Raw genomic sequence first — 26211 nt, 5'->3', positions numbered from 1 at the left:
ACGGGAGGCCCGTGGCGGATCCGCCACGGGCCTCCCGTTCGTCGTGTGGTCGCGGTCAGCCCACCCGCGCGACGCGCACGTCGACGCGGCTGAGCGCCAGGTCGTGGGCCGCGGCGGTCGCCAGGGCGACGTCGTGGACGGCGCGGGCGACCTCCGGGGCCGGGCGGAAGCCGTCGGTGCCGATGACGACGCGCAGGACCCCTTCGTCATCGACGACGATCCTGAGCGGGCCGGCGTTCGTGGCGATGCTCCGGACCGCCTGCACGGCGCTCGCGACCAGCGGGCGGGAGCGGTAGAGGTCGGTGACCCCGGAGACCTCGGTCACCGCGGTCTCGATCGCCGCGAGGGCCTCGTCGGTGGTCGTCATCGTGCCTCCTCCGGGTCGGTGCCGGTCGCGTCGTCGTGCTCCGGCAGCAGATCGCGGACGACCACGTCGATCGCCTCGACGAGCAGGTCGGTCTGCTCCGCCAGCGCCTCGCCCACCGCGGTCCGGACCAGGTCGGCGGCCGTCGGGATGGACAGGCCCGGGGCGATCGCGATCTCGACCACCACGCGCACCGGTGACGCGAGCTCGGTGACGTCGCCCTCCAGCTGACAGCGGGCGACGAGCACGCCGGTGACGGCGTCGCCGGTCCGCCGGATGAGGGAACGGATGGCGCCCTCGGTCATCACCGGGCGCTCCGTCTCGGACAGGGGGCGGAGCGGCACGTCGCGGCCGGATCGGGCCTCGATCGAGATGTTCGCCAGGACGCCACTGATCCACGACTCGTCGGCCGGGGCCTCCTCACGCGCCGCCACCTCGAGTGATCGGAGCGACGCGTGACGGACACGGATGATCGCCGCGAGGGCGTTCTGGCACGCGGGTGAGTCGTCGATGCTCGGGTCGGCCGGCTGCATCCCCGCGTCGAGGTAGTCGGTGAGCTCGTCGATCGAGTGACCGTCGAGGTCGCCGGGCTCCAGGGCGTCGAGCGCCTCGGAGCTGTCGGGCAGGTCCGGACGGATGCCGTCGTGGTCGGTCATCGCCATCCCTCCATGAGTCGGATCATGTTCTTCCTCGCTCGGGACAGCAGTCCCCGGACCGTCGATGGTGGCAGGTCGAGTTCGGCGGCGATCTCCTCGTACCGGTACTCGAGCACCTCCTTCATGATCCAGCACCGTCGTTGGGCTTCGGGCAGTTCGGCCAGTGCACGTTCCACCGCGTCCTCGCGGGAACGCGCTTCAGCGACCCGGTCAGGTGCGTCGTCCGCGGGTGCGGCGACCTCGAGCTCGGTGACGTCGTCGTGGATGCGACGCGCACGGATGCGGTCGAGGCACTTCCGGCTGAGGATGCGCATCAACCACGACTTCACGCGGGCGAGGTCGTCGAGGGAGTCGAGGCGGTCCCACGCGGTGATGAAGGTCTCCTGCACGACGTCGTCGAGTTCGTCGGTGGAACCGAGGGTCCGACGGGCGTAGGCACGGAGCAGCGGGGTGTGGCGACGGATCAGGACCTCGAAGGCCCGGACGTCGCCGTCGGACGACCGGCCGGCGAGGACCGCGTCGTCGAGCTCGGCGAGGGACTGGTGGTGCACGCGTTCCTTCTACTGGTGGTGGATGGTGAACGGCTGGGTGCGCGGATGCGCCGGCACGACCGTGAACGGTCCGACCGGTCGGGCGGCCAGCGAGCGGACACGCGCCAGGGCGAGCACGTGCGCGGGGGCGTTCCTGGGGACTGCAGCGGTGCGGGTCACGTCGGCTCCTCGTGGTGTGGTCACCGATGAGACGGACGCCGGACCCGTTTCGTCACACACGACGTCAGGGACGCGCCCGGACGGTGCCGGTGTGCGCCCCTGACCGGGCCGCTTCGTGTGCTGGGCGGTCCTACTGCTGGATGAAGGCGAGCAGGTCGGGGTTGATGACGTCCGCGTGGGTCGTCAGCATCCCGTGCGGGTAGCCCTCGTAGATCTTGAGCGTCGCGTTGGGCAGCAGCTCCGCCTGCTTGATCGCTGCGGCCTTGTAGGGCACGACCTGGTCGTCGTCGCCCTGGGTCACGAGGACCGGGACCGAGATCGCCTTGAGGTCCTCGGTCTGGTCGGTCTCGGAGAACGCCTTGATGCCCTCGTAGTGGGCCAGGGCGCTGCCCGTCATCCCCTGGCGCCACCAGTTGGCGACCACCGGGGCGGACACCTCTGCCCCCGGCCGGTTGAAGCCGTAGAACGGCCCCTCGGCGACGGCCTGGAAGAACTCCGCGCGGTTCGCGGCGAGCGCGCTCCGGAACCCGTCGAACACCGAGATGGGCGTGCCTTCCGGGTTCGAGTCGCTCTGCACCATGATCGGCGGCACCGAGGACACCAGGACCGCCTTGGCGACCCGGCCCTGGGGCTCGCCGTACTGGGCGACGTACCGCGCGACCTGGCCACCGCCGGTCGAGTGGCCGATGTGGACCGCGTTCCGCAGGTCCAGGTGCTGCACGAGCGCGTCCGTGTCGCTCGCGTAGTGGTCCATGTCGTGTCCGGTGCCGATCTGCGACGACCGCCCGTGCCCGCGACGGTCGTGCGCGATCACGCGGTAGCCCTTGCCGAGGAAGAACAGCATCTGGGCGTCCCAGTCGTCCGAAGACAGGGGCCAGCCGTGGTGGAAGACGATCGGCTGCGCGTCGCGCGGCCCCCAGTCCTTGTAGAAGATCTCTGCCCCATCGCTCGTGGTGACGAACGCCATCTCGTGCCTCCCTGGTTGTCTGTTCCACTCGTGACGCGGGCTGGCCGCTGCCTCCACGTCGGCGGGAGGCCGGAACTCGTTCACCGTAGTTCCGAGGGAGGCTCACCCGCTAGCACCAACGTGTCAGGTGGGTGCGAGCGCGGCTTGGCGCACGGGCCCCGCGTGCGCCAGAGTGGCTCCATGCCGCTCGTCACCGCCGTCTGCCGCGTCGACCGCCTGCTGCCGGACTCCGGCATCATCGGCGTCACCGCGATCGACAAGCGCCCGGTCGCCGGCAGCGTCCGCGTCCGGCCCCTCGGCCTGCGTGCCGACGTGCAGGCGAACCGCAAGTACCACGGCGGTCTGGACCAGGCCGTGTACGCCTACGCCGACGAGGACGCCGCGTACTTCGCCGAGCTGCTCGACCGCGAGATCACGCCCGGCCTGTTCGGCGAGAACCTGCGCACGAGCGGCATCGACGTCACCGGTGCCGTGACCGGGGAACGCTGGCGGATCGGCGACACCCTGGAACTCGAGGTCACGATCCCCCGGATCCCGTGCGGCACCTTCGCCAGGCGCATGGGGATCGACAAGTGGGTGAAGCGGTTCGCCGACGAGGGCCGACCCGGCGCGTACTTCCGCGTGGTCAAGTCCGGATCGGTGACAGCGGGTGACCCCATCGCGGTGACGTACCGGCCCGAGCACGGGGTGACCATCGGCGAGATCTTCAGCGACCTGTCGCCCGGACGTGCACGGGCCGTGCTCGAGTCGGGGGAACGGCTGGCGCCGAAGGTCGTGCAGGACCTGTCGAAGGTCGCCGCGCGGGCCTGAGCCCGTCGAGCCGCGTGCGTCCGCGCCGCTCCGTGCGTCCTGTCAGCTCCTTGCGTCCGGTCAGCTCCTTGCGTCCGGTCAGCTCCTTGCGTCCGCACGGCCCGGCAGCGCGCCCCGCGACGGGTCGATCGGGCGCTTCGCCGCGGGCAGTCCCGCGACCACCAGGTCGTAGGCGTTCGCCACGAGGTCCTCGACCAGGGTCTCGTCGATGCCGCCACCCGGCGCCAGCGTGATCCAGTGCCGCTTGTTCATGTGCCACCCCGGCGTGATCTCGTCGTGGTCGCGCACCAGCGCCGCCCCGTGCGGCGGCGCGCACTTCAGGTTGACGATCGGTGTCCCGCGTACCTCGGTGACCATCACGAACATCTTGCCGACGACCTTGTAGACGACGGAGCCCTCGCCGAACGGCTGCGTCTCGACGGCCGCCGGCAGCGCCAGGGCCGTGCGGCTCGCGATCTCGTGCAACTGCTCGCCGTCCATCTGACCAGGATGCCCGAGGCCGCCGACAGCGCACCCCGTTCGGGGGCAGGTCGTGAGCGTCGATCACGTCGTAGGATCACCACGCCGCGTACCCGACGCGGCGATCGCTCGCGCGATCACCACCAGTTCCAGGGGGAACCCGTGCGCATCATCCGTACCCTCGGCATCGCCGCAGCCACCGCCGTCCTCGCGACCACCGTCGTCGTCGGCGGGACCTCGACCGCCCAGGCAGCACCGAAGTCCTACGCCAACTGCACCGCGGTGCACAAGGTCTACTCCGGCGGCATCGCGAAGAAGTCCGTCAAGAAGAACAAGGTCGTCTCCGGTGGCAAGGCCACCTACCGCGCGCTCAAGGGCACGGTGAAGAAGGACGACGCGCTGTACCGGGCGAACACCAAGCTCGACCGCGACAAGGACGGCATCGCCTGCGAGAAGAGCTGACGCTCCCGCTCGCTCGGTGACACCGGCAAGACACCGGTGTTCGCGTCCTGAACACCCGCACGCGGGGGTGCGATGCGTGAACACCGGTGTTTTGCGTGCCCGGCGCGGTGCGACGCGCTCAGAGCGACGGGACGCCCTCGTGCCCGGACCGGGGACGAGGCGTCCCGGCGACCCCGGTGACCACCGACCCCGCCGGTACGTCCTTCGTGACCACGGTGTTGGCGCCGACGACGGAGTCCGGACCGATCGTGATCGCCCCGATGAGCGACGACCCCGCGCCGAGCACCACGCGGTCCCCCACCACCGGATGCCGTCGGGCGCTCGGGCCGTGGTCGCCACCGCGTCCACCCAGGGTCACACCGTGGAACACGAGCACGTCATCCCCGATGACCGCGGTCTCCCCGATGACGACACCCATGCCGTGGTCGATGAAGAACCGGCGGCCGATGCGCGCCCCCGGGTGGATCTCGATCCCGGTGACCGACCGCGCGACCTGCCCGAGCAGCCGCGCCGCGAACCGCGACCCGGGCAGCCCCTGTGCGTTCCAGAGCCGGTGGGTCACCCGGTACGTCCAGATGGCGTGCAACCCGGAGTAGACGATCGCGTTCTCCAGGTCGCCGCGCGCAGCAGGGTCACCGCGGCGTGCTGCGGCCAGGTCCTCGCGGATGGTCCGCAGCACGCCTCGTCGGACGGGACGACTCACGCAGTGAGTCCCTCGAAGAGCACCGTCGACAGGTAGCGCTCTCCGGTGTCGCACACGATGGCGACGATCCGCTTGCCGGCGTTCTCGGGGCGGGCGGCGATCTCGAGGGCCGCGTGGATGATCGCGCCGGACGAGATGCCCGACAGGATGCCCTCCTCGGTCGCCAGGGCGCGGGCGACACGGAGTGCGTCGTCGAGCTCGACGTCGAACACCTCGTCGATGACGCTCTGGTCGAGGACCTCGGGGATGAAGTTCGCGCCGATGCCCTGGATCTTGTGCGGACCAGCCTTGCCCTCGGTGAGCAGGGGCGAGTCCTTCGGCTCGACGGCGACGATCTGCACGCCGGGCACGCGCTCCTTGAGCACCTGCCCGACCCCGGTGATCGTGCCGCCGGTGCCCACACCCGCGACGAACACGTCGACGTGCTCCTCGGTGTCGCGGAGGATCTCCTCCGCCGTGGTCTTCCGGTGGATCTCGGCGTTCGCGGCCGTCTCGAACTGGTGGGCGAGGATCGCGCCGGGGGTCTCCGCGACGATCGACTCGGCCTTGGCGACCGCGCCCTTCATGCCCTCGGGCCCGGGGGTCAGGACGATCTCGGCCCCGTACGCACGGATCACCGCACGGCGTTCGACGCTCATCGTCTCGGGCATCGTGATGACGACCCGGTACCCACGGGCGGCGCCGACCAGGGCCAGGGCGATCCCGGTGTTGCCGGACGAGCCCTCGACGATGGTGCCGCCGGCCTGCAGCGCTCCGGAGGCCTCGGCGGCGTCGATGATCGCGACGCCCAGGCGGTCCTTGACGCTGGCGCCCGGGTTGTAGAACTCGAGCTTCGCGAGCACCTCGGCGCCGCCCGCCTTCGGCAGGCGGTTCAGCTTGACGAGGGGGGTGTTGCCGAACGCCTGGGAGATGTTCTCGTAGATGGTGCCGCTCATCCGGTCCGTCCTTCGCAGCTCAGGTCGCGCATCGCTCTTCCTGGAGGCGCGGTGTGCGCCCGATCCTAGCCACCGGACCCCAGGTGGTCCTGTCCGTGACGGCGCGTGCGCGCCGGACCCGATTCGCGCATCCGGGCCGGTTGCTGCCCCGGCCTGCGAAAGCGACAGGTGTCCGCGGAAGGTTCGCACGGTTCTGTCGCTTTCGCGGGAGTGAGCACGACCAGCGCCGAGGAGAGTCGCTTTCGTGGCGCGATCGACCGCGTCAGCGCACGAACGCCGTCAGGGCGAACCGCTCGTCGGTCGCCTCGAGCACCCGCAGCACGTTGCCGCCGGCCAGCGCACGCAGGTCCGACTCGCCCCAGCCGCGGCGGACCAGCTCCGCCGCGAGCACCGGGTACCGCGACACGTCGCGCAGGTCCGGCGGCAGCACCGGGGTGCCGTCGTAGTCACCGCCGAGGCCCAGGTGCGCCACACCGGCGACGTCACGGGCGTGCTCGACGTGGTCGGCGACGTCAGCCACCGTGACCAAGGGCGGTTCGCCGGACATGCCCGACTCCTCCCAGTCCGCCCACGCCCGGGACACGAACTTCGGCACGAAGGTGATCATCACGACGCCACCGTTGTCGGCGAGCCGGGCGAGCACGTCGTCGGGCACGTTCCGCGGGTGGTCGTCGATCGCGACGGTCGACGAGTGGCTGAACACGACGGGCTGGGTCGCGATGTCGAGGGTGTCCCGCATGGTGGCCGGGGCGGTGTGGGACAGGTCGACGAGCATGCCGATCCGCTCCATCTCGGCGACGACCTGTCGCCCGCGGTCGGTCAGGCCGCCGTGCGCCCGTTCCCCGGTCGCGGAGTCGGCCCAGGGGGTGTCGTCGTTGTGGGTGAGCGTCATGTAGCGGACGCCGAGCCGCGCGAGGGTGCGGAGGACGGCCAGGTCGTCGCCGATCGAGTGCCCGCCCTCGGCGCCGAGCAGGGACGCGATCCGGCCTGAGTCGACCGCCGCACGGACCTCGGCGGCGGTGCGGGCGAGCGCGAGGTCGTCGGGGTAACGCTCGATGATCCGGTGTGCGAGATCGACCTGCTGCAGGGTGGTCGTCACGGGGTCCGGGTCGTCCGCGGGCACGAACACCGACCAGAACTGCCCGACCACGCCGCCGGCACGGAGCTTCGGGATGTCGGTGTGCAGCGAGTCGGTCTCGGTGTCGATGCCGTCGACGCCGGAGTCGTGGCTGTCACGGCGTTCCCAGGGCAGGTCGTTGTGGCCGTCGATGACCGGGAACGGGAGCGCGTCGAACGTCATCCCCCGACGCTACCGCCCGCGCCGTCGTGGCTAGGCTCGTTCTGTGCAGCCCGTCACCCTCCGCACCGAGCGCCTGGCGCTCTCGGTCCCCGAGATCAGCGATGCCGACGACGACCGGTCCGCTCCGACGGTCTGGCCGACGTCGTGACCGTCTCGTTCCGTGTCGTGACGGAGCTGCCGGTGCCGCCGGAGCGCGCCTTCGCACTGTCGCTGGACATCGGCGCGCACGAGCGCTCGATGGCAGCGACCGACGAACGCGCCGTCGCCGGCACGACGACCGGCACGATCGGCCTGGGCGAGACCGTCACCTGGCGGGCGCGGCACTTCGGGATCGTCTGGAAGATGACGAGCGGCATCACCGCCCTGGAGGCTCCCCACCGGTTCGTCGACGAACAGGTGCGTGGGCCGTTCGCCCGCTTCCACCACGAGCACCGGTTCGAGCCGTCGGCCGGCGGGACGCGCATGGTCGACACCATCACGTTCCGCGCTCCGCTCGGTCCGCTGGGCCGCCTGGCCGAGGTGCTCGCGTTGGCCCGGTACATGCCGAAGCTCATCGCCGACCGCAACGCCTCGCTCGCCGCCGAGCTGCGCGGCGGGGACGGCGATCAGGGCGCTGCGAGTTCCCCCAGGGCGTCGTAGGCGGTGGCGACGGCGTCGACCCGCACCCGGCCACCAGGACCCGAGGCGTCGTAGACGTCGTTCGTGATCGCCGCGACGACGGCGAACAGCGCGGCCATCGAGTCGAACGCCGACGGTGAGTCGACCGGGCAGAGGATCGCGGTGGCCGCCGGCGCCGCGATGACTGCGGCCGTCGGGTCGCCGAGCACGACGACGTCCGCGCCGGAGTCGACGCAGTGCCGGACGATCCGTTCGACCCCGGCGGTGTGCCGACGAACGGTCACCAGGACGACGAGGTCGTGCCGGTCGAGGTCGGCGACCTCTTCCCCGAGCCGCTGCCCGGGCGACGGACCGACCCGGACGTCGGACCGCACCTGCGCCAGTTGTGACCGCAGTTGCAGCGCGATCGGGTAGGCCCCGCGTTCGCCGAGGACGAGCACCCGGCGGGCACGGACGATCCGACGGGCCAGCCGCGGCCGGTCCGCTCGGCCGAGGGACGCGAAGGCTGCGTCGAGGTTCCGTGCCTCCACCGCACGCTGGTCGACGTGGGCAGCGTCCTCGGCGACCCACGGCAGGCCCGAGCCCCGCGCCGACATCAGGTTCTGCCGGACCTCGGCGGCGTCCTGGAACCCCAGGGACCGCACGAGTCGCGAGACCGTGGCCTTCGAGGTGCCGGACTCGGCCGCGAGTTCGGCGGAGGTGCCGACGAGCAGGAGTTCCGGGTCGTGCCGCACCATGGCGGCGACCCGTCGTTCCGCGGGCGAGAGCTGTTCCCAGACGGAGTCGATCCGGGCGCGGACGTCGGGGCCGGCGGTGCTCATGCGCGTGCCACCCGATCGACGGCGACGGCCAGGGCGTCGAGGCCGAGGGCGATGTCCGGCGTCGACACGAACTCGTCCGGGTGGTGGCTGATGCCGTCGGGGTTGCGGAGGAACAGCATCGCGACGTCGGTGATGAGCCCGAGCGACATCGCGTCGTGGCCGGCTCGTGAGAACAGCTCCATCGGTGCGGCTTCGCCCGTCGACACGATCCCGGCGCGGACGGCGTCCATCAGCCGGGGCGAGCAGAACACCGCGGGCGCACGGTGCACCTCGGTCGGGGCGACGCTCACCCCGCGCCGTTCACCGATGAACGTGAAGGCCTTGGTGAGTTCGTCCCAGACCTCGTCGCGCTCGTCGTCGAACTCGCCCCGCAGGTCGACGGAGAACCGTGCGAGTCCGGGGACCACGTTGACGGCTCCGGGTTCGACGGTCATCGTGCCGACCGTGCCGACCTGGTGCGACGCCCGGCAGATCCGTTCCACCGCCAACGCCGCTTCGGCAGCGGCGAGCAGGGCGTCGTGCCGTCGTTCGTAGGGGGTGCCGCCGGCGTGCCGGGCTTCACCCACGGCCTCGACCGAGAACCGCCGGGCACTCGCGATGCTCGTGACGACCCCGAGGGCCTGGCCGGCCTGCTCCAGGTGCGGCCCCTGCTCGATGTGCGCTTCGAGGTAGCCGACCACGGAGGCCGGGTCGACCGCAGCGTCACCGACACGCTCCGGGTCGAGGCCGAAGTCGGTGAAGGCCTGCCGCAGGGTCGTGCCGTCATCGTCGGCAAGGTCCCACCAGGCGTCGTCCCAGACCCCGGCCACGGCGGACGACCCGAGCAGTGCCTTGCCGAAGCGGGTGCCTTCTTCGTCGGAGAACGCGATGACCTGGAGTGCGACGGGCAGCGGGCCGTCGGCGGTGAGCCGGGCGGCGGTGCGGATCGCCATGAGCACCCCGACGATGCCGTCGTACCGGCCGGCGTCCACCACGGTGTCCAGGTGGGAGCCGAGCAGCAGCACGGGGGCGTCGGGCGTCGCGCCCGCGGCCCGACCGTGCAGGTTGCCGGCGGCGTCCTGCCACGTGGACAGTCCGGCGTCCTGCATCCAGCCCGCGACGAGGGCGTTGGCCCGAGCGTGTTCCGGCGACAGGTAGACGCGGGTGATCCGGCCCGGTTCGGCGCTGAGGGCGGCGAGCTCGTCGCACCAGCCGGCGACGAGTTCGGCGTCGGCGGTGCCCACGGCGGTCGCGTTCAGGACGGGCAAGGCGCTCACGCGAGCACCTCGGCCTGGGCGCGTGCGGTGGCGGTGGCGGTGGGGTCGCGGAAGACGTCGAGGGCGGCGTCGACCCCGCCGCCGTGCGGCACCGCGTGCCCTGCCCGACGCAGGGCGTGCTCGAGCGCGGCCAGGGTCGTGACGACGGTGTCCTTCCGCGCGTTGTAGCCCATGGTGCCGATGCGCCAGACCCGCCCGTGCAGCGGCCCGAACGACGTGCCGATCTCGATGCCGTGGTCGTCGAGCATCGCGGCGCGGACCTGGTCGCCGACCACGTCGGACGGGATCTCGACGGCGACGACGTTGTGCATCTTGTGGGCGACGTCGCCGAAGACCCGGAGGCCGAGTGCCTGCACGCCGTCGAGCATCGCGCGCCCGGCGGTCTCGTGGCGGGTGACGACGGCGTCGCGGCCTTCTTCGAGCAGGATGCGGGCGCACTCGTGGGCGGCGTAGAGCATCGACGCAGCCTCGGTGTGGTGGTTCAGTCGGCGCGGACCCCAGTAGTCGAGGATCATCGCGAGGTCGAGGTAGTTCGAGCGGATCGGTTCGTCGGCGACGACGTCGCCGGGTTCGCGGATGCCGGCCTCGACGCTCCGCCGCTCGTCGAGCACCGCCACGGCCTTCGGCGACAGCGTGACGGGAGCACTGCCGGACGGGCCGCCGAGGCACTTCTGCAGCCCGGCGCTCACGGCGTCGATCCCCCAGGCGTCGACCTCGAGCGGGTTGCCGCCCACGGTCGCGGTCGCGTCGGTGTAGAGCAGGACCCCGTACCGCTCGCAGATCACACCGAGCTCGTCGAGGGGCTGGTTCATCGTGGTCGAGGTGTCGCCCTGCACGACCGCCAGCACCTTCGGCCGGACGCGGGCGATCGCCGACTCGATCGCGGACGGCGTGAAGACCTGGCCCCACTCGGTCTGGATGGTGTGGACTTCGGCACCGGCACGGCCGGCGATCTCGGCGAGCAGGTGTCCGAACCGGCCGAACACCGGCACGAGCACGCGGTCCCCCGGGGCGAGCAGGGACACGAGCACCGCTTCGATGCCCGCGCGCGAGGTGCCGTCGACGAGCAGCGTGGCGTCGTTCTGCGTGCCGAACACGCGGCGGTAGAGCGCCTGCGTCTCGTTCATCGTCGCGGTCATCCACGGGTCGTACTGGCCGACGAGCGGCGTCGACAGCGCCCGGAGCACGCGCGGGTCGGCGTCGATCGGCCCCGGGCCCATGAGGAGACGGGCAGGTGGGTTCACTGGGAGCATGGTGGTTCCTTCCGTTCCCGATCCGACGATACCGGAACGATCGTTACAGGGGTGTTTCCGACGCGAGCACGGGACGACTGGCCAGGCGACCCTCGACCCGCACCACGCCGCCGTCGGCCGTGGCGATGCGACGGCCACGGAGCCAGGTCTCGGTGACGCTGCCGCGCACACGGAGCCCGTCGAACGCCGAGACCGGGTTGCGGTGCTCGAGCCCGGCGACGTCGACCACGGACCGGGCAGCCGGGTCGAACACGGCGAAGTGGGCCAGCGCACCGGGCGCGATCACGCCGCGGTCGTGCAGCCCGACCAGGGCTGCGGGACCGGTCGTGAACAGCGGCAGCAGTGCCTGGAGCGGGACTCCGCGACGCTCGGCCTCGGTCCACACCGCCCGGAACCCGACCTGCAGCCCGGCGACCCCACCCCAGGCCAGGCCCCAGTCGTCGGTCTTCAGGTCCGCGGTGGAGGGCGAGTGGTCCGACACCACGAGGTCGATCGTGCCGTCGAGCACGCCCGCCCACAGCGCGTCGCGGTTGGCGTCGTCACGGATCGGCGGACAGCACTTGTAGGCGGTCGCGCCGTCCGGGATCGTGCCCGCCTCGAACGACAGGTAGTGCGGACACGTCTCGACCGTGATGCGCACGCCGTCGTCCTTCGCCGCGCGGAGCATCGGCAGCGCGCCCGCGTCGGACAGGTGCAGCACGTGCACCCGTGCCCCGGTGGCCCGTGCGCCGTCGATGACCTGCGCGATCGCGGACCGTTCGGCGGCGACGGGCCGGGTGGCCAGGAAGTCCGCGTACCGGCCACCGAGCGCCTGGTGCGGCACGAGGTGTTCCGGGTCCTCGGCGTGCACGATCAGCAGGGCGTCGATCCGCGCGGCCTCGGCGATCGCGGCGCGGAGCTGCTCGGGGTCGAGGTGCGGGAACTCGACCACACCGCTCGGCGCCGTGAAGCACTTGAAGCCGAAGACGCCAGCGTCGTGCAGGGCGTCGAGCGTCCCGAGGCTCGCGGGGACCGCACCGCCCCAGAACCCGACGTCGACCGCCACCCGGCCCTCGGCGCTCGCCCGCTTGACGGCGAGCGCCTCGACCGTGGTCGTCGCGGGGATCGAGTTGAGCGGCATGTCCACGATCGTGGTGACACCGCCCATCGCAGCGGCCCGGGTCGCGGATGCGAAGCCCTCCCACTCGGTGCGGCCGGGCTCGTTGACGTGCACGTGGGTGTCGACGAGCCCGGGGAGCAGTACCTGCCCGTCCGGCACGGTGTGGTCCTGCACGGTGTCGACGACCGCATCGACCGGCAGGACGTCGGTGACCCGTCCGTCGTGGACGACGACCGCGGCCGGACGGAACGTGCCGTCGACCCAGGCTCGGTGCGCGCGGACGACGAGGTCGGCGGTGGCGGCCGCCGCCGGGAGGCCCGTCACGCGCCCGCCCCGGCCGTCGCGACCGCCACCGGGTGGCGTTCGAAGCCGGCCAGCAGCCCCGACATCGCCTTCGTCGGCGGCAGGGCGTACTCACCACGCTTGCCCGTGGACAACCCGAGGCGGACGAGCGACTCGGCCAGGACCGTGGCAGCCGCGACACCGTCGACGACCGGCGCCCCGATCGCGAGCGAGATCTCGGCGCAGAAGTCGGCCATGCCCGCACACCCGAGCACGACGGCATCGGCTCCCCCGTCGATGACGGCTCGGCACTCCTCGGTCACGAGCGCCCGCGCACCGGACGCGGGGTCGTCGAGCTCGAGCACCGGGACCTCGCACGCACGGATCTCGGTGACGAGCGGTGCGAACCCGTAGCGCTGGGCGAGCTCGTGGGCGCGGCCGGTCGTCCGCGCCAGGGTGGTGACGACGCCGAACCGGCGGCCGAGCATCGCGGCGGCGTGGAACCCGGCCTCGGCGATCCCGATCACCGGCACCGTCGCGAGTTCCCGCGCGGCGTCGAGCCCCGGGTCCCCGAAGCAGGCGACGACGAAGGCGTCCACCCCGTCCTGCTCACCGCGGGCGATCTGCTCGAGCAACCCGGGGACGGCCAGGGCCTCTTCGTAGTGGCTCTCGATCGAGGCCGGCCCCATCGTGGGCTCGACCGCTTCGATCAGGGTGCCGGGCGCGGCGACGGCCTGGGCTGCGACGCCGATCGAACGCGTCATCGACGCGGTGGTGTTGGGGTTGACGACGCGGATGCGCATCGGGGTCCTTCCGGTGGAGCGGGTGGAACGAGTGGAGCGGTGGAACCGGTGGTGCTGGGTGGTGACCATCGTGGCGGGGCCGGGGCGGACCTCCCGGCCGTGGTGTGGATCCGTGGACGAGCGAGCGTCGCGACCCGCCCTGTGGAGGACGGGCGGCGACGCCGACGGTCAGGCGCGACCGACGGCCGCGCCGTCGTCGACCGTCGGGTCGTCCGCGTCGAGCACGGGCATGCTCGGCCGGGCGCGCTCGAGTGCCCAGAAGACGACGAGGCCCAGGCCGCAGCCGATGAACCAGCTGTAGCTCGACAGCCACGGCAGCACGCCCAGCGCCGGGGGCAGGACCGCGCTCGCGACCGAGACCGCGCCGGTGACCACGAGGGTCCAGATGGCGTTCGGGTTGAAGCCGCCGCGGTACCAGTACCGGGCAGTGCGGCTGGTGGAGTACATGTCGTCGATCGCGATGCGCTGCTTGCCGACGATGTAGTAGCCCGCGATGAGGATGCCGAACAGCGGGCCGATCAGCGCACCGAGCACACCGAGCGTGTACAGGATCGCCTGGTCGTTGCCGTACCAGTTCCACGGGGTGAGGAGCACCGAGCCGACGGCGGCGATCGTGCCGCCGGCACGCCACGAGATCTTCCGGGGCGCCACGTTCGAGAAGTCGAACGCGGGGCTGATGAAGTTCGCGACGATGTTGATGCCGACGGTCGCGGTGACGAACGTCAGGCCACCGAGCAGGATCGCGAAGGGTGCTCCGATGGCCTGCACGGTCTCGATCGGGTCGGTGATGAGCTTGCCGAACACCGGCACCGTCGCACTCGCGCAGAGCACCGTCAGGACCGAGAAGAACAGGAAGTTGATCGGCAGTCCCCAGAAGTTGCCGCGCTTGACCGCCCGGAACGACCGGCCGTAGCGCGAGAAGTCACCGAAGTTGAGCATCGGGCCGGAGAAGTAGCTGACCACCAGGGCGACCGCGGACAGCATCACCGGGATCGACGCCCCGAACGACAGCGGCTCGCCCGCCGACAGGGTGAACGAGATGTTGCCGATGCCCGCCTGGCTGACCAGGTAGACCGCGAGCACGATCATCACCACGTAGACCGCCGGTCCGGCCCAGTCGATGAACCGCTTGATGGCCTCCATGCCCATCCAGAACAGCGCCCCCTGCGCCACCCAGAGGATCGCGTACGAGATCCACCCCAGGGCCGACAGCCCGAGGAACGAGTGGTCGAGCAGCCCCGCCGACGCCGGGATGAACTTGAGGAAGATGATGTTCAGCGACTGTGCTGCCAGGAAGGTCTGCACGCCGTACCAGGCCATCGCGATGAGACCGCGGATGATGGCGGGGACGTTCGCGCCGAGCACTCCGAACACCGCGCGGTTGATCACGGGGTACGGCACTCCCGTGCGTTGCGACGGCTTGGCGACCAGGTTCGCGAAGACCTGCACGATCAGGATGCCGACCACCAGGGCGATGAGCACCTGCCAGCTCGCGATGCCGAGGGCGAAGAGCGACCCGGCGGTGACGTAGCCGCCGACCGAGTGCACATCCGACATCCAGAAGGCGAAGAAGTTGTAGCTCGTCCAGCGCTGCTCGCGGAGCGGGGCGAGGTCCTCGTTCGTGAGCGCCGGGTCGTACCCGGGCTTGACGACGCCGGCACCCGCCGGGGCAGGAGCGGCGGTCGTGGTGGGGGCGTGGGGCGCGGCGACTGGTGTCGCGATGTCGGTAGCCATGGCGTCCTCCGAGGGAGTGGGAAGCGGGGCGGTGCGTGCTTGAGCACGAAGCTACGGAGCGACTTCGCCCCCGCCGTTTCCCTCGTGTAACGGTCGTGTGTCCCAGCCCCCGTCCTGGAACGACCGTTCCGGAAGGTCGCAGGAGACCCGCACTGCGGCTTGCCGCATCGATGGGCACGCACCCCGCACGCACCCCGCACGGACAGAAGCGGTGGCGACTGCCGGTGGTACGAATCGACCATGAGCAGGGGAATCAGGATCGATCACGTGGGCGTCACGGTGCCGGACATCGACGCAGCCACGGAGTTCTTCGAGGCGGCGTTCGACGCCGTCGTCCTGTACGACATGCGCCGTCGTGACGAGATGCCGAACAGCAGTCCCGAGGCCCACGGGTACCTCGGGATCCCGAGCACCATGGCGCAGGGGGCCATGCGGATGCTCGCGCTGCCCGAAGGCCCGGGGCTCGAGCTGTTCGAGTACCTGGGACCCGAGCAGCGGCACGCCGCACACCCGTCCGACCTGGGGTGGCAGCACCTGGCGATCTACGCCGACGACCTGGACGAGACGCTCGCCCGGGTCGAGGCGGCCGGGGGCACCCGGAACTCCGACCCCCGCGACCTGCGTGGTGACGAGGCGGGGCCCGGCAACCGGTTCGTGTACACCCGCACGCCGTGGGGATCGACGCTCGAGCTCGTCAGCTACCCGACGCCGCAGCCGTACCTGGTGCACGCGCCGCGGCCGAAGTGGGCGCCGTGGCCGATGCCGGACGACGTCTACCCGGTGCCGGCACCCGCCGTGCACTGACGAGCAACCGCCGCACCGACCGACCAACCGAGAAGCAACACACCGACCAGCAGACCGCCCCTCAGTGCCGGGGCACCTGCCCCGTCCGCCGCACGGCCCGTTCGAGCAGTTCGACGTCGATCCCGACGTGCTGCCGGGCGATCACGCCCGCCTCGGGTGCGCGGCCAGAACACACCGCGTCCACCAGCCGTTCGTGCTCGTGGAGCGCACGGGTCTCCATCTCCGCCATGCCCTCGGCCGTGCCCCACAGGTGCGCCGGAGCGGCGATGGAGATCTGCGCCTCCAACCCGGCGAGCGCCGTCCGCAGGGCGTCGTTCCGCGCGGCGTCGATGATCGTCCGGTGCAGCACGGCGTCGGCCTGCTGCTTCTCGAGGCCCGAGGTGGCGTCGCGGAACACCTCGAGCCGTGCCCGGATCAGGGCGGCGTCCTCCGGGGTCACCCGTTCCGCGGCGGCCGTGGCGAGCGCCCCGTGCAGCAGCGCGATGGCGTCGGCGGTGTCCTGGATCGCCTCCCACCGGGCGAGCAGCACCCGCCCGACGGCGTCCGACGAGCTGTCCGGCCACTCGGTGCGGACGAACGTGCCACCGCCCCGGCCTCGACGGGTCTCGAGCAGCCCCCGTTCGACGAGCCGGGCGATCGCACTGCGAACGGTGACCCGGGCGACGCCGAGCAGGCCGGCCAGTTCGCGTTCCGGCGGCAGGTTCGCGCCGGGCAGGTACTCGCCCACGGCGACGGCGGTCACGAGGCGGTCCTCGACCTCGTCGACGCGCGTCTCGGTCGCACGATCGGACACACGGACCCCCCTTCACGGTGTTACGACCACGTTAAGGCAGCAGAAAAGGTATTGCGTGGGACCTTTTTCCGCTCCATGCTGACCCCCATGTCCAGCATCACCGAATCCACGATGCCGTTCCGCGACGGCGAGACCTGGTACCGGGTCACCACGCCCGACACCCCGGTCGCCGGCGCGCTGCCCCTCGTCGTCCTGCACGGCGGGCCCGGCATGGCCCACGACTACCTCCGGAACCTCGCGGCCCTGGCCGACGAGACCGGCCGGACCGTCGTCCACCACGACCAGTTCGGCTGCGGCCGGAGCACCCACCGCCCGGACGCCCCGGCCGACACCTGGCAGCCGCAGCTGTTCGTCGACGAGTACGCCGCCCTGGTCGAGCACCTCGGGCTCGGCGACCACCACGTGCTCGGGCAGTCGTGGGGCGGCATGCTCGGCGCAGAGATCGCAGTGCAGCAGCCCGCGGGCCTCCGCTCGCTGGCGATCTGCAACTCCCCCGCGTCGATGCAGCTCTGGGTCGACGGCGCCGCCGAGCTCCGCGCGCAGCTGCCCGCCGACGTGCAGGACGCCCTGACCCGGCACGAGACGGCCGGCACCGTCGACGACCCCGAGTACCTTGCGGCGACGCAGGTCTTCTACGAGCGGCACGTCTGCCGCGTGGTCCCGAGCCATCCGGACTTCGTCGACTCCGAGGAGCAGATGGAGCGCGAGCCGACGGTCTACCACACGATGAACGGCCCGAACGAGTTCCACGTCGTCGGCACGATGCGCGACTGGACCATCGTCGACCGGCTCGACCGCGTCGCCGTGCCGACGCTCGTCGTCGCCGGCGAGCACGACGAGGCCACCCCCGCCACGTGGGCCCCGTTCGTCGAGCGGATCGCCGACGTCCGACAGCACGTCTTCCCCGACGCGAGCCACTGCTCGCACCTGGAGCAGCCGGCGGAGTTCCGCCGGGTCGTCGCGGCCTTCCTGGCCGCGCACGACGACGCCTGACCCGGCCACGACCATCCCTGGAGGCGCGGGGCGGGCCCGCCCCGCGCCTCCAGACCGGAAGTCCCCACCCCCACAGCCGCACCCGTCCCTCCACCCGAAACGGAACCCGACATGTCGCAGCAGCACAGCGAGCTCTCCGCACAGCAGCAGCTCGAGGCCTACGGCTACAAGCAAGAGCTCAAGCGCTCCGTCAGCACCACCGACCTGCTCATCTACGGGCTGGTCTTCATGGTCCCGATCGCCCCGTGGGCGATCTTCGGGACCGTCTACAACGCCTCCAGCGGCATGGTGCCGCTGGTGTACCTGGTCGGCCTCGTCGCGATGATCTTCACCGCTCTGGCCTACGCGCAGATGGCGAAGTCGATCCCCCTCGCCGGCAGCGTGTTCTCGTACGTCGGCCGCGGCATCCACCCCACCGCCGGGTTCTTCGCAGGCTGGGCGATCCTGCTCGACTACCTGCTCGTCCCGACGCTGCTCTACGTGTTCGCCGCCGAGAGCATGGTCGGCATCTTCCCGGGCACGCCCCGCTGGCTGTGGGCGCTCGTGTTCGTCGCGATCAACACCGTCATCAACCTGGCCGGGGTGTCCTCGCTCAAGCTCGCGAACCGCATCTTCCTGCTCATCGAGCTCGTCTTCGTCGCGATCTTCGTCGTCATCGCGATCGTCGCGCTGACCGGCGGCACTATTCCGGACGCGTCCTTCAGCACCGCGCAGATCTGGGACCCGGCCAAGGTGTCGGCCCCGCTCATCGCGTCGGCGCTGTCGATCGCGGTGTTGAGCTTCCTGGGCTTCGACGGCATCTCCACCCTGTCCGAGGAGTCCACCGGCCGTCGTGGCGGAGCCGGCACGGCGATGATCCTGGCGCTCGTCATCGTGGCGTTCCTGTTCATCCTGCAGACCTGGCTCGCCAGCGCCATCGCCGGGGGTCGTGACGCGTTCCCGAAGGGTGAGGCCGGAAACGCCTTCTTCACCATCGTCGAGCAGGCGTCGTCGAGCGGGTGGGCCACCGCGTTCTTCGCCGTCAACGTGCTCGCCGTCGGCATCGCGAACGCCATGGCCGCGCAGGCCGCGACGAGCCGCCTCCTCTTCTCGATGAGCCGCGACCGTCAGCTGCCCGCGTTCCTGCACAAGCTCAACGGTCGCCAGGTGCCGCAGAACGCGATCATCGTCGTCTCGGTGCTGTCCGCGATCCTGGTGCTGTTCTTCGTCGGGCAGATCGACACGATCTCGTCGCTCGTGAACTTCGGCGCGCTGTTCGGCTTCATGCTCCTGCACGTGTCCGTCTTCGTGCACCACGTCGTCAAGGGGAAGTCGCGCAACTGGCTGCTGCACCTGGTCGTGCCGCTGATCGGGTTCCTGATCATCGGGTACGTCCTGCTGAACGCCGCGGTCGAGGCGAAGGTCGGCGGCATCGTCTGGCTGATCGTCGGCGCGGCCGTGTTCCTGTACTACCGACGCACCGGCCGTTCCACCGAGGTCGGCTCGGAAGCAGAACCGACGACGGAGGACGCACGATGACCCCGGACCACTTCCTGCCGAACACCCTCGGCCGCCCCGGGTTCTCCGCAGACCGGGAGCCCGTGCTGCGGGTCCGCCCCGGCACCGGCGAGACCATCGGCTTCGAGACCACCGACGCCGTCTACGCCGAACTCGACCAGCACCACGACATGGCGCAGCTGCAGGCACCGATCAACCCGGTGACCGGCCCGGTGTTCGTCGAGGGGGCAGAACCCGGCGACACCCTCGTGGTGACCATCCACGCCATCGAGCTGACCACGCACGGGTGGTCGGTGTCCCTGCCCGGCTCCGGGGCCCTGCAGCACGTGATGGGCGACCGGGTCTTCGCCCGCCGATGCCGGATCTCGGACGGCACGGTGCAGGTGTCCGACCGGCACCGGTTCCCCGTGCGGCCGATGATCGGGTGCATCGGGACGGCCCCGGCCGAGGGTGAGAACTCGACGATCATGCCGGCCTACCCGGAGGGCGGCAACATGGACGTCACCGAGGCCCGCCCCGGCTCGACCGTGTCCCTGCCCGTCCGGGTCCCCGGCGCACTGCTGTCGATCGGCGACATCCACGCGCTCATGGCCGAGGGCGAGTCGTCGTTCGTCGCCATCGAGGCCCAGGGCACCGCGATCGTCTCCGTCGACCTGGTCAAGGGCGGCCCCGTGCTCCGCGCACCCCGCATCGAGACCGCTGACGGCTGGCTGTTCGTCGGTCTCGGCGACCCCGTGCAGGAGAGCGTCCGGCGCGGGTACGAGGACGCCTTCGCGTTCCTCGTCGACGAGCACGGCTGGACCGCCGAGGACGCCTACGCGGTGCTCAGCGCGGTCGGTGACTCGAAGCTCGGCGGGCCGACCGGCTCCACCGCGCCGGACCCGTTGCACCCCTTCGCCGCCGTCGGCGCAGTCACCCTGCACCGGGTCCCGAAGTCGGTGCTGTGAGGGTTCGCTGATGCGGGTTCCCGGTACGACTGTCGTGCCGGGAACCTGCACAGGCATGTGCACGATGATGGGCGCATGCACGACACCATCCGCTACGTCGCGATCGGCGACAGCTTCTCGGAGGGCATCGGCGACGCCGGACCCGCTCCGTTCCCCGGCTGGACCGGACGGCTCGCGAGCGCGATGGCGGGAGCCTCGGACGCCCACGTCTCGTACGCGAACCTCGCGGTGCGCGGCCGACTGCTCGCCGGCGTCCTCGACGGTCAACTCGAGGCCGCACTCGCGCTCGACCCGGCGCCGACCCTGATCACCTTCTGCGCCGGCGGCAACGACCTGCTGCGCCCGCGCTTCGAGGTGGACGCGCTGATCGGGCAGGTCGAGACTGCCGCCGACCGCGTCGAGGCCACCGGGGCGCGCCTGGCACTCTTCAGCCCGGCTGACCCGAGCGCCCGCCTGCCCCTCGGATCCCTGATCAACCGCCGCGGTGATGCCTGGGCCGAGGCGCTCGGCACCCTCGCCCGGCGCCGCGGTCTGCCGTTCGTCGACGTCTCCCGCGACCCGCACCTCGGCCGCGCCGAGTTCTGGTCGGACGACCGGCTGCACATGAACGCCACCGGGCACCAGCGCGTCGCGGACCTGGCGCTGCACGCGGTCCTCGACGGCCCCGCGCCGCTCGAGCCCGCGGACGCCGGCGCCACCCGGGCCCGCCTGGGAGAAGAGCTCCGCTACTACCGCGAGTACGTCCTGCCGTGGCTGCAGCGCCGGATCACCCGCACGTCGTCGGGCGACGGGCGTTCGGCGACCTACCCGACGTGGACGCCGGTGCACGGTCGGGACGCGTAGCCAGCGTCAGCCCGCGACGTACACGCGGGTGGTGACGCCGCTCAGCGCGTGCGCGAACTCGTCGCCCGTCGCCACGAAGCCGCCCGCCTCGTACAGCCGCACCGCCCGGTCGTTGTCGCCGAGCACGTGCAGCACCACGCGCGGGTGGCCGGCAGCCCGGGCATCGTGCACGGCCTCGGACAGCAGCGACCGTCCGACCCCGCGGGCCTGCACGCCGGGACGCACCGCGAGCAACGACAGGTAGGCGGCGTCCGCCGGGTCCGTCGACCGTCCGGTGCCGGGTGCCGTGACCAGCACGAAGCCGTCCACCGCGCCGTCCGGTCCGGGCGCCACCAGCCAGGCGACGTGGTCAGCGGCGAACTTCTGCCGGGCGCGCTCCCGGACCGCCGGGTCCTCGGCGACGCCGTCACGGGCCGCCACGGCCGCAGCCCACAGGTCGATGCAGGTGTCGGTCTCGTCCGGGGCCGCAGGACGTACGACCACGGACGACTCGATCACCCGATCAGCCTACGACCGCCCGGCTCCCGATCCTGAACGACGCCCCACGGTGCTCGTCGGGCAGCCGGTCCCCGCGGCCGTGCAGCTTCTGCCGGAGCGAACCCGGCTCGTACTCCTTCGGGTAGGCCCCGCGGGCACGGAGTTCCGGGATCACGAACTCGATGACGTCCTCCCACGTGCCCGGGGTGACCGCGTACGCCAGGTTGAAGCCGTCGACGTCGGTCAGCTCCTGGATCTCCTGCAGCCGGTCGGCGATGGTCGCTCCCCCACCGACCGCCACCGGGCCGAGCCCGCCGATCGCCGTCTGCCGCGCCAGGTCGCGGATCGTCCACTTCGACCCGTCCTCGCCGGTCGCTGCCGCGATGTTCGCCGCCGCCGACTGGATCGCGTTCGACTCGACGTCGCCGAGGGGCTGGTCCGGGTCCCACTGCGACAGGTCGACGCCCATCCAGCCGGAGTTGAGCACCAGCGCACCGAGCTCCGACGCGTACGACAGGTAGTCCTCGTACTTCGCTTGGGCCAGCTCGTCGGTGGCGTCCGTGATCACGGTGAGCAGCGTGTAGACGCGGGCTGCGTACCGGTCGCGACCAGCTGCCTCCAGGGCGTCCCGGACCTTCGCGACGGTCGACGCGAGCTGCTCGACGGTCGGTGCACCCACGAAGACCGCTTCCGCGTTCTCCGCGGCGAAGCGGATGCCGCGCGGCGACGCGCCCGCCTGGTAGATGACGGGCGTGCGCTGCACGGACGGTTCGGACAGGTGGATGCCGGGCACGTCGAAGTGCGTGCCGTGGTGCTCGATCGGGTGCACTTTCGCCGGGTCCGTGAAGACCCCGGCTTCGCGGTCGGCGACGACGGCGTCGTCCTCCCACGAGCCCTCCCACAGCTTGTAGAGGACCTCGAGGTACTCGTCCGCCACGTCGTACCGGTCGTCGTGCGACAGCTGGTCCGTCTGGCCCATGTTGCGTGCGGCGCTCGGCAGGTACCCGGTGACGACGTTCCAGCCGACCCGGCCCTTCGTCAGGTGGTCGAGCGTCGACATGCGTCGGGCGAACGGGTACGGGTGCTCGTACGCGGTGCCGGCCGTGATGCCGAAGCCCAGGTGCTCGGTCACCGACGCCATCGCCGACACGAGCAGGATCGGGTCGTTCACGGGCACCTGCGACCCGGTGCGGAGCGCGGCCTCGTTCGAGCCGCCGTACACGTCGTAGGTGCCCAGGACGTCGGCGATGAAGATGCCGTCGAACGCCCCGCCCTCGAGCGTCTTCGCCAGGTCGGTCCAGTAGGTCAGGTCGCGGTAGTCCCGCGACCGGTCGCGGGGGTGCCGCCACAGTCCGGAGGACTGGTGCGCGACGCAGTTCATGTCGAACGCGTTGAAGCGGATCTGCCGGTGCTCGCTGCTGGTGGTCACGGGTCGAGACGCTACGTCGGACACCTCGGACCGTCACGGATCGTGACGAAGCGTGACGGTCGGCTCCGGCGACGGACTGGAGGCCCGCCCCGCGTCCGGCGCGCCGCCCGCGCCCGACGCGTGGTCGGCTCCGGTGCTCAGGCGCGGTCGTGGAGCGTGACGTGGTAGCCGTCGGGGTCGGCGAACGTGAACGTCCGGCCGAACGGGCCGTCGATCGGCGCCGAGACGATCCGGTGCCCGTCGGCCACCAGCGCGTCGTGGATCGCCTGGACGTCGGTCGCGTGCAGCCAGATCGCGGCGCCGATGCCGGGCTGTGCCACCGCGTCGAGGTCCGTGCCGGGGACGATGTCACGCAGGGCGAAGGCGATCGGCGTCGTCTCGAACACGACGGCGTGCGGCGGGCCTGCCTGGGAGCGGACGAGACCGAGGTACCGCTCGTAGAACGCCTGCGAGGCATCGAGGTCGCGGGTCTGCAGGGAGATGAAGTCGGGGCCGGTGACGGGCATGTGGTGCTCCTCAGGTTCGTGTCAGTCTTCTGACATGGGACAAGCTATGTCAGACTACTGACATGCGTCAAGACGACACCGGCATCCACCTCGAGACGTCGATCGGCTACCTGCTCAAGGAGACCGCGAGCGCCCTCCGTGCCTCGATGGAAGCCGTGCTGCGCCCACTCGGCATGACGGTGACGCACTACTCCTGCCTCGAACTGCTGGCGCAGCGACCCGGCCTGTCGAACTCCGAGCTCGCGCGCGGCACGTTCGTCACCCGGCAGTCGATGAACGTGCTGCTGCAGACCCTGGAGCGGGACGGCTTCGTCACCCGTGCCACCGAGCCGTCGGTCGGCAAGGCGCTCCCCACGCAGCTGACCGACAGCGGACGACGGAGCCTGGCGCAGGCGAGTGCGGCGATCCGCGGGGTCGAGCAGCGGATGCTCGCCGACCTGACCGCGGACGAGCAGACCGAGGCCCGTCAGATCCTGCGGAGCATGGTCGCTTCACTCCGCAGTGCGGTCTGAGCGCTCGCGGGGTTCGTAGGCTGAGCGGATGGACGTCGCACTGCGGAACAGCACCACCGAAGACCTCGAGTGGCTCGTCGAGCTCCGGGCCGTGGTGCTGCGCGACGACCTGACACGACTCGAGGTGTTCGACGAGGCGCGTGTGCGACAGCGCCTCCGCGACGCGTTCCAGCCACAGCTGACCCGCATCGTCGTGGTCGACGGCCGCGACGTGGGCTCGATCACCGTGCGCAACGAGGACGGCGTCCGCTGGGTCGAGCACTTCTACCTCGCGCCCGACGTCCAGGGCCGTGGGGTCGGGTCGACCGTGCTGCGCGCCGTCCTCGACGAGCCCCACGACGGCCCGACGCGGCTCAACGTGCTGGTGGGCAGCCCGGCTCGCCGACTCTACGAACGACACGGCTTCGTGCTCGACACCGACGACGGCGTCGACGTGTTCATGACGCTTCGGGCCGCCGATCGAGCACCCCACGGAGCGCACTGAGCTGCTCGTCGACCACGTCGGCCATCCGGCGCTCGGCCGGTCCGGTGAGCCAGGCCTCGAGGGCCAGGTGGAACAGCATCACGGTCGTCTCGGCGATGACCGCCGCCTCGGACGGATCGAGCCCGCGGTGGACGAAGGCCTCGCGCACCGCGTCCGTCAGGTCGGCACGCTTCCGGGCGTCGCGCTCCCGGAGCGAGGACTCGGACAGCACCAGCCGCCGCACCGAGCCGACCTCGCCGTGCCGCCCCTCGAACCGCTCGTCGGCGACGGTGCAGAGGCCGTGCACGACGATGTCGAGCGGGTCGATCCCGGTCGGCGCGCCCTCGATGGCAGCCCGGGCGAGGTCGGGGATCTCGTCACCGGCGAAGATCACCTCGCGCTTGTCGGCGAAGTACCGGAAGAAGGTGCGGGTCGTCAGGCCGGCCCGTGCGGTGATCTGCGGCACGGTCGTCGCCTGGTAGCCCTGCTCGGCGAAGAGCTCGAACGCCGCACGCTCGAGTCGCCCTCGGGCATCCGGAGACCAACGCATGTGTCCACAGTAGTGGTGATGACACGTCGTGTCATGGTTGACTGGACGATGACACGTCGTGTCATGACTCACTTCGAGCAAGAGATCGGGACACCATGTCGCCATCGGGCAACGCAGCACTCTGGACCACGTCGACCGGGCGGTTCACCGTCGGGCCCGCACCGGTCCCCCAGCCCGGCCCCGGCGAACTCGTCGTCCGCGCCGAGGCCGTCGCGGTCAACCCGGTCGACGCCGTCGGCGGGCTCTTCCGGCACCTGGTGTTCCCGAAGCTGCGGTTCCCCGCGGTCCTCGGCTCGGACGTCGCCGGCACGGTCGTCGCGATCGGCCCGGACGTCGAGCGCTTCCGCGTGGGCGACCGGGTCGTCGGGCACGCCGCGGGGCAGGAGCAGCACCGGAACAGCGCTGCCGAAGGCGCCTTCCAGCACCAGGTCCTGCTGCTCGAACGCGTGACGACCCCGGTGCCCGACGACCTGTCCGCCGAGCAGGCGGCGGTCCTGCCACTCGCCGTCTCGACCGCAGCGGCCGGTCTCTTCGAACCGGACCAGCTCGCACTGTCACTGCCGACGGCAGACACGGTCGACCGCGACGGCGTCGTCCTGGTGTGGGGTGCGTCCACGAGCGTCGGTGCCAACGCCGTCCAGCTCGCCCGGGCCGCCGGGTACGCCGTGATCGGCACCGCATCGCCGAAGAACCACGGGTTCGTGCAGGACCTCGGGGCCGAGGCCGTGTTCGACTACCGCGACGACGGTGCCGCACGCCGCATCCTCGACGCACTCGCCGACCGGGAGCTCGCCGGCACCCTCGCCTTCGGTCAGGGTTCGTTGACCCGCACGCTCCCGATCGTCCGGACGGCCACCGGCTCCGGCCGGCTCGCATCCGCGTACCCGACACCGGTGACGACGATCCGTGCGCGGCTCGAGCGCCGACACGGGGTCCACGTCACTGCGATCTGGGGCGGCCGCCCGACGGAGTCCGAGGTCGGCCCGGCGATCTACCGCGACTTCCTGCCCGAAGCGCTCCGCACGGGTCGTTACCGTGCCACCCCGACCGCCTCCGTCGTCGGATCGGGACTCGCCGCGATCCCCGACGCCCTGGCCGGGCTCCGCGCCGGTGTCTCCGCCCGGAAGCTCGTCGTCACGCTCCCCTGAGCCGATAGCGTCGGGAG

The 26211-nt window shown here is 71.5% G+C and carries 31 protein-coding genes; 11 read left to right on the top strand and 20 right to left on the bottom strand.

Annotated elements, in window-relative coordinates; all coding sequences use genetic code 11:
• Window positions 1-55 precede the first annotated feature (55 nt).
• The 5 genes from BIU95_RS18800 to BIU95_RS14730 all read right to left on the bottom strand — a co-directional run bounded on the left by BIU95_RS18800 (window position 56) and on the right by BIU95_RS14730 (window position 2697).
• A complete protein-coding gene (locus BIU95_RS18800; RefSeq protein ID WP_017888507.1) occupies window positions 56-367 on the bottom strand; it encodes a hypothetical protein in 312 nt (103 codons plus the stop codon).
• Window positions 364-1020 (bottom strand): hypothetical protein, encoded by a 657-nt coding sequence (locus tag BIU95_RS14740; RefSeq protein WP_139179820.1) that lies wholly within the window; start codon window positions 1018-1020, stop codon window positions 364-366. The genes BIU95_RS18800 and BIU95_RS14740 overlap by 4 nt, the downstream gene beginning before the upstream one ends.
• On the bottom strand, window positions 1017-1571 hold the full coding sequence (locus BIU95_RS14735; protein WP_017888505.1) for an RNA polymerase sigma factor: 555 nt from the start codon (window positions 1569-1571) through the stop codon (window positions 1017-1019). The genes BIU95_RS14740 and BIU95_RS14735 overlap by 4 nt, the downstream gene beginning before the upstream one ends.
• 9 nt (window positions 1572-1580) lie before the next feature.
• Window positions 1581-1730 carry a hypothetical protein gene (locus BIU95_RS18795; protein ID WP_156155306.1) on the bottom strand — a complete coding sequence of 50 codons (150 nt, stop codon included), beginning with the start codon at window positions 1728-1730 and terminating at the stop codon, window positions 1581-1583.
• Window positions 1731-1860: 130 nt separating this feature from the next.
• Window positions 1861-2697 carry an alpha/beta fold hydrolase gene (locus BIU95_RS14730; protein ID WP_017888503.1) on the bottom strand — a complete coding sequence of 279 codons (837 nt, stop codon included), beginning with the start codon at window positions 2695-2697 and terminating at the stop codon, window positions 1861-1863.
• Window positions 2698-2877: 180 nt separating this feature from the next.
• On the opposite strand from BIU95_RS14730, the gene BIU95_RS14725 reads away from it, so the two are divergent.
• On the top strand, window positions 2878-3507 hold the full coding sequence (locus tag BIU95_RS14725; RefSeq protein WP_042538266.1) for an MOSC domain-containing protein: 630 nt from the start codon (window positions 2878-2880) through the stop codon (window positions 3505-3507).
• A gap of 78 nt (window positions 3508-3585) precedes the next feature.
• On the opposite strand, the gene BIU95_RS14720 is transcribed toward BIU95_RS14725, so the two are convergent.
• Window positions 3586-3987 (bottom strand): MmcQ/YjbR family DNA-binding protein, encoded by a 402-nt coding sequence (locus BIU95_RS14720; RefSeq protein ID WP_071252012.1) that lies wholly within the window; start codon window positions 3985-3987, stop codon window positions 3586-3588.
• 141 nt (window positions 3988-4128) lie between these two features.
• Between BIU95_RS14720 and BIU95_RS14715 the strand changes: the two genes are divergently transcribed.
• Window positions 4129-4428 carry an excalibur calcium-binding domain-containing protein gene (locus BIU95_RS14715; RefSeq protein ID WP_017888500.1) on the top strand — a complete coding sequence of 100 codons (300 nt, stop codon included), beginning with the start codon at window positions 4129-4131 and terminating at the stop codon, window positions 4426-4428.
• A 118-nt stretch (window positions 4429-4546) separates the two neighbouring features.
• On the opposite strand, the gene epsC is transcribed toward BIU95_RS14715, so the two are convergent.
• From epsC to BIU95_RS14700, 3 genes are all read right to left on the bottom strand, one after another.
• Entirely contained in the window at window positions 4547-5131 is a 585-nt protein-coding gene (gene epsC, locus BIU95_RS14710) for a serine O-acetyltransferase EpsC (protein WP_235045701.1), read from the bottom strand.
• Window positions 5128-6066, bottom strand: coding sequence for a cysteine synthase A (gene cysK, locus BIU95_RS14705; protein ID WP_017888498.1), 939 nt, complete (start codon window positions 6064-6066; stop codon window positions 5128-5130). Before cysK ends, epsC begins: the two co-directional genes overlap by 4 nt.
• Before the next feature lie 262 nt (window positions 6067-6328).
• Window positions 6329-7366: a dipeptidase gene (locus BIU95_RS14700; protein ID WP_071252011.1), complete on the bottom strand. Its 1038-nt coding sequence runs from the start codon at window positions 7364-7366 to the stop codon at window positions 6329-6331.
• Window positions 7367-7510: 144 nt separating this feature from the next.
• Between BIU95_RS14700 and BIU95_RS14695 the strand changes: the two genes are divergently transcribed.
• Window positions 7511-8005 (top strand): SRPBCC family protein, encoded by a 495-nt coding sequence (locus BIU95_RS14695; protein ID WP_056070522.1) that lies wholly within the window; start codon window positions 7511-7513, stop codon window positions 8003-8005.
• Here the strand turns inward: BIU95_RS14695 and BIU95_RS14690 are convergent.
• The 6 genes from BIU95_RS14690 to BIU95_RS14665 form a co-directional block, all read right to left on the bottom strand.
• On the bottom strand, window positions 7972-8805 hold the full coding sequence (locus tag BIU95_RS14690) for a MurR/RpiR family transcriptional regulator (RefSeq protein WP_056070518.1): 834 nt from the start codon (window positions 8803-8805) through the stop codon (window positions 7972-7974). The genes BIU95_RS14695 and BIU95_RS14690 overlap by 34 nt on opposite strands.
• Entirely contained in the window at window positions 8802-10061 is a 1260-nt protein-coding gene (locus BIU95_RS14685) for an allantoate amidohydrolase (protein ID WP_017888493.1), read from the bottom strand. The genes BIU95_RS14690 and BIU95_RS14685 overlap by 4 nt, the downstream gene beginning before the upstream one ends.
• Window positions 10058-11314, bottom strand: coding sequence for an alanine--glyoxylate aminotransferase family protein (locus BIU95_RS14680; protein ID WP_040420060.1), 1257 nt, complete (start codon window positions 11312-11314; stop codon window positions 10058-10060). The genes BIU95_RS14685 and BIU95_RS14680 overlap by 4 nt, the downstream gene beginning before the upstream one ends.
• Window positions 11315-11357: 43 nt before the next feature.
• Window positions 11358-12737 (bottom strand): allantoinase AllB, encoded by a 1380-nt coding sequence (allB, locus tag BIU95_RS14675; protein ID WP_071252010.1) that lies wholly within the window; start codon window positions 12735-12737, stop codon window positions 11358-11360.
• Window positions 12734-13498 (bottom strand): aspartate/glutamate racemase family protein, encoded by a 765-nt coding sequence (locus BIU95_RS14670; RefSeq protein WP_071252009.1) that lies wholly within the window; start codon window positions 13496-13498, stop codon window positions 12734-12736. The genes allB and BIU95_RS14670 overlap by 4 nt, the downstream gene beginning before the upstream one ends.
• Window positions 13499-13666: 168 nt before the next feature.
• A complete protein-coding gene (locus tag BIU95_RS14665; protein WP_071252008.1) occupies window positions 13667-15232 on the bottom strand; it encodes an NCS1 family nucleobase:cation symporter-1 in 1566 nt (521 codons plus the stop codon).
• Between the two features lie 240 nt (window positions 15233-15472).
• On the opposite strand from BIU95_RS14665, the gene BIU95_RS14660 reads away from it, so the two are divergent.
• Window positions 15473-16036 carry a VOC family protein gene (locus BIU95_RS14660; RefSeq protein WP_071252007.1) on the top strand — a complete coding sequence of 188 codons (564 nt, stop codon included), beginning with the start codon at window positions 15473-15475 and terminating at the stop codon, window positions 16034-16036.
• A 61-nt stretch (window positions 16037-16097) separates the two neighbouring features.
• Here the strand turns inward: BIU95_RS14660 and BIU95_RS14655 are convergent, their stop codons facing one another.
• Complete coding sequence (locus BIU95_RS14655) at window positions 16098-16829, bottom strand: FadR/GntR family transcriptional regulator (protein WP_017888487.1); 732 nt, start codon at window positions 16827-16829, stop codon at window positions 16098-16100.
• Window positions 16830-16916: 87 nt separating this feature from the next.
• Between BIU95_RS14655 and BIU95_RS14650 the strand changes: the two genes are divergently transcribed.
• From BIU95_RS14650 to BIU95_RS14635, 4 genes are all read left to right on the top strand, one after another.
• Complete coding sequence (locus BIU95_RS14650) at window positions 16917-17822, top strand: proline iminopeptidase-family hydrolase (protein ID WP_236559519.1); 906 nt, start codon at window positions 16917-16919, stop codon at window positions 17820-17822.
• Window positions 17823-17933: 111 nt separating this feature from the next.
• Window positions 17934-19340, top strand: a complete 1407-nt coding sequence (locus BIU95_RS14645; RefSeq protein WP_071252005.1) for an APC family permease — start codon at window positions 17934-17936, stop codon at window positions 19338-19340.
• A complete protein-coding gene (locus BIU95_RS14640) occupies window positions 19337-20266 on the top strand; it encodes an acetamidase/formamidase family protein (RefSeq protein WP_071252004.1) in 930 nt (309 codons plus the stop codon). Before BIU95_RS14645 ends, BIU95_RS14640 begins: the two co-directional genes overlap by 4 nt.
• Before the next feature lie 75 nt (window positions 20267-20341).
• Entirely contained in the window at window positions 20342-21109 is a 768-nt protein-coding gene (locus BIU95_RS14635) for an SGNH/GDSL hydrolase family protein (protein WP_071252003.1), read from the top strand.
• A gap of 6 nt (window positions 21110-21115) precedes the next feature.
• Here BIU95_RS14635 and BIU95_RS14630 read toward each other — a convergent pair whose 3' ends face one another.
• The 3 genes from BIU95_RS14630 to BIU95_RS14620 form a co-directional block, all read right to left on the bottom strand.
• Entirely contained in the window at window positions 21116-21607 is a 492-nt protein-coding gene (locus BIU95_RS14630) for a GNAT family N-acetyltransferase (RefSeq protein WP_071252002.1), read from the bottom strand.
• Window positions 21608-21611: 4 nt separating this feature from the next.
• On the bottom strand, window positions 21612-23015 hold the full coding sequence (locus BIU95_RS14625; RefSeq protein WP_071252001.1) for an LLM class flavin-dependent oxidoreductase: 1404 nt from the start codon (window positions 23013-23015) through the stop codon (window positions 21612-21614).
• Between the two features lie 137 nt (window positions 23016-23152).
• Window positions 23153-23521, bottom strand: a complete 369-nt coding sequence (locus tag BIU95_RS14620; RefSeq protein ID WP_017888480.1) for a VOC family protein — start codon at window positions 23519-23521, stop codon at window positions 23153-23155.
• 62 nt (window positions 23522-23583) lie between these two features.
• On the opposite strand from BIU95_RS14620, the gene BIU95_RS14615 reads away from it, so the two are divergent.
• Window positions 23584-24033: a MarR family winged helix-turn-helix transcriptional regulator gene (locus BIU95_RS14615; protein ID WP_071252000.1), complete on the top strand. Its 450-nt coding sequence runs from the start codon at window positions 23584-23586 to the stop codon at window positions 24031-24033.
• A 28-nt stretch (window positions 24034-24061) separates the two neighbouring features.
• On the top strand, window positions 24062-24517 hold the full coding sequence (locus tag BIU95_RS14610) for a GNAT family N-acetyltransferase (protein ID WP_071251999.1): 456 nt from the start codon (window positions 24062-24064) through the stop codon (window positions 24515-24517).
• On the opposite strand, the gene BIU95_RS14605 is transcribed toward BIU95_RS14610, so the two are convergent.
• On the bottom strand, window positions 24471-25046 hold the full coding sequence (locus BIU95_RS14605) for a TetR family transcriptional regulator (RefSeq protein ID WP_071251998.1): 576 nt from the start codon (window positions 25044-25046) through the stop codon (window positions 24471-24473). The two genes, BIU95_RS14610 and BIU95_RS14605, sit on opposite strands and share 47 nt — an antisense overlap.
• Window positions 25047-25141: 95 nt before the next feature.
• Between BIU95_RS14605 and BIU95_RS14600 the strand changes: the two genes are divergently transcribed.
• A complete protein-coding gene (locus tag BIU95_RS14600) occupies window positions 25142-26194 on the top strand; it encodes a zinc-binding alcohol dehydrogenase family protein (protein ID WP_056070474.1) in 1053 nt (350 codons plus the stop codon).
• Window positions 26195-26211: the final 17 nt, after the last annotated feature.

Source organism: Curtobacterium sp. MCBA15_007 (genome assembly GCF_001864905.1).
Lineage (GTDB): Bacteria > Actinomycetota > Actinomycetes > Actinomycetales > Microbacteriaceae > Curtobacterium > Curtobacterium poinsettiae.
Note: the sequence above shows the minus strand (reverse complement) of the source record. Positions and strands in the feature narration are given on the sequence as shown.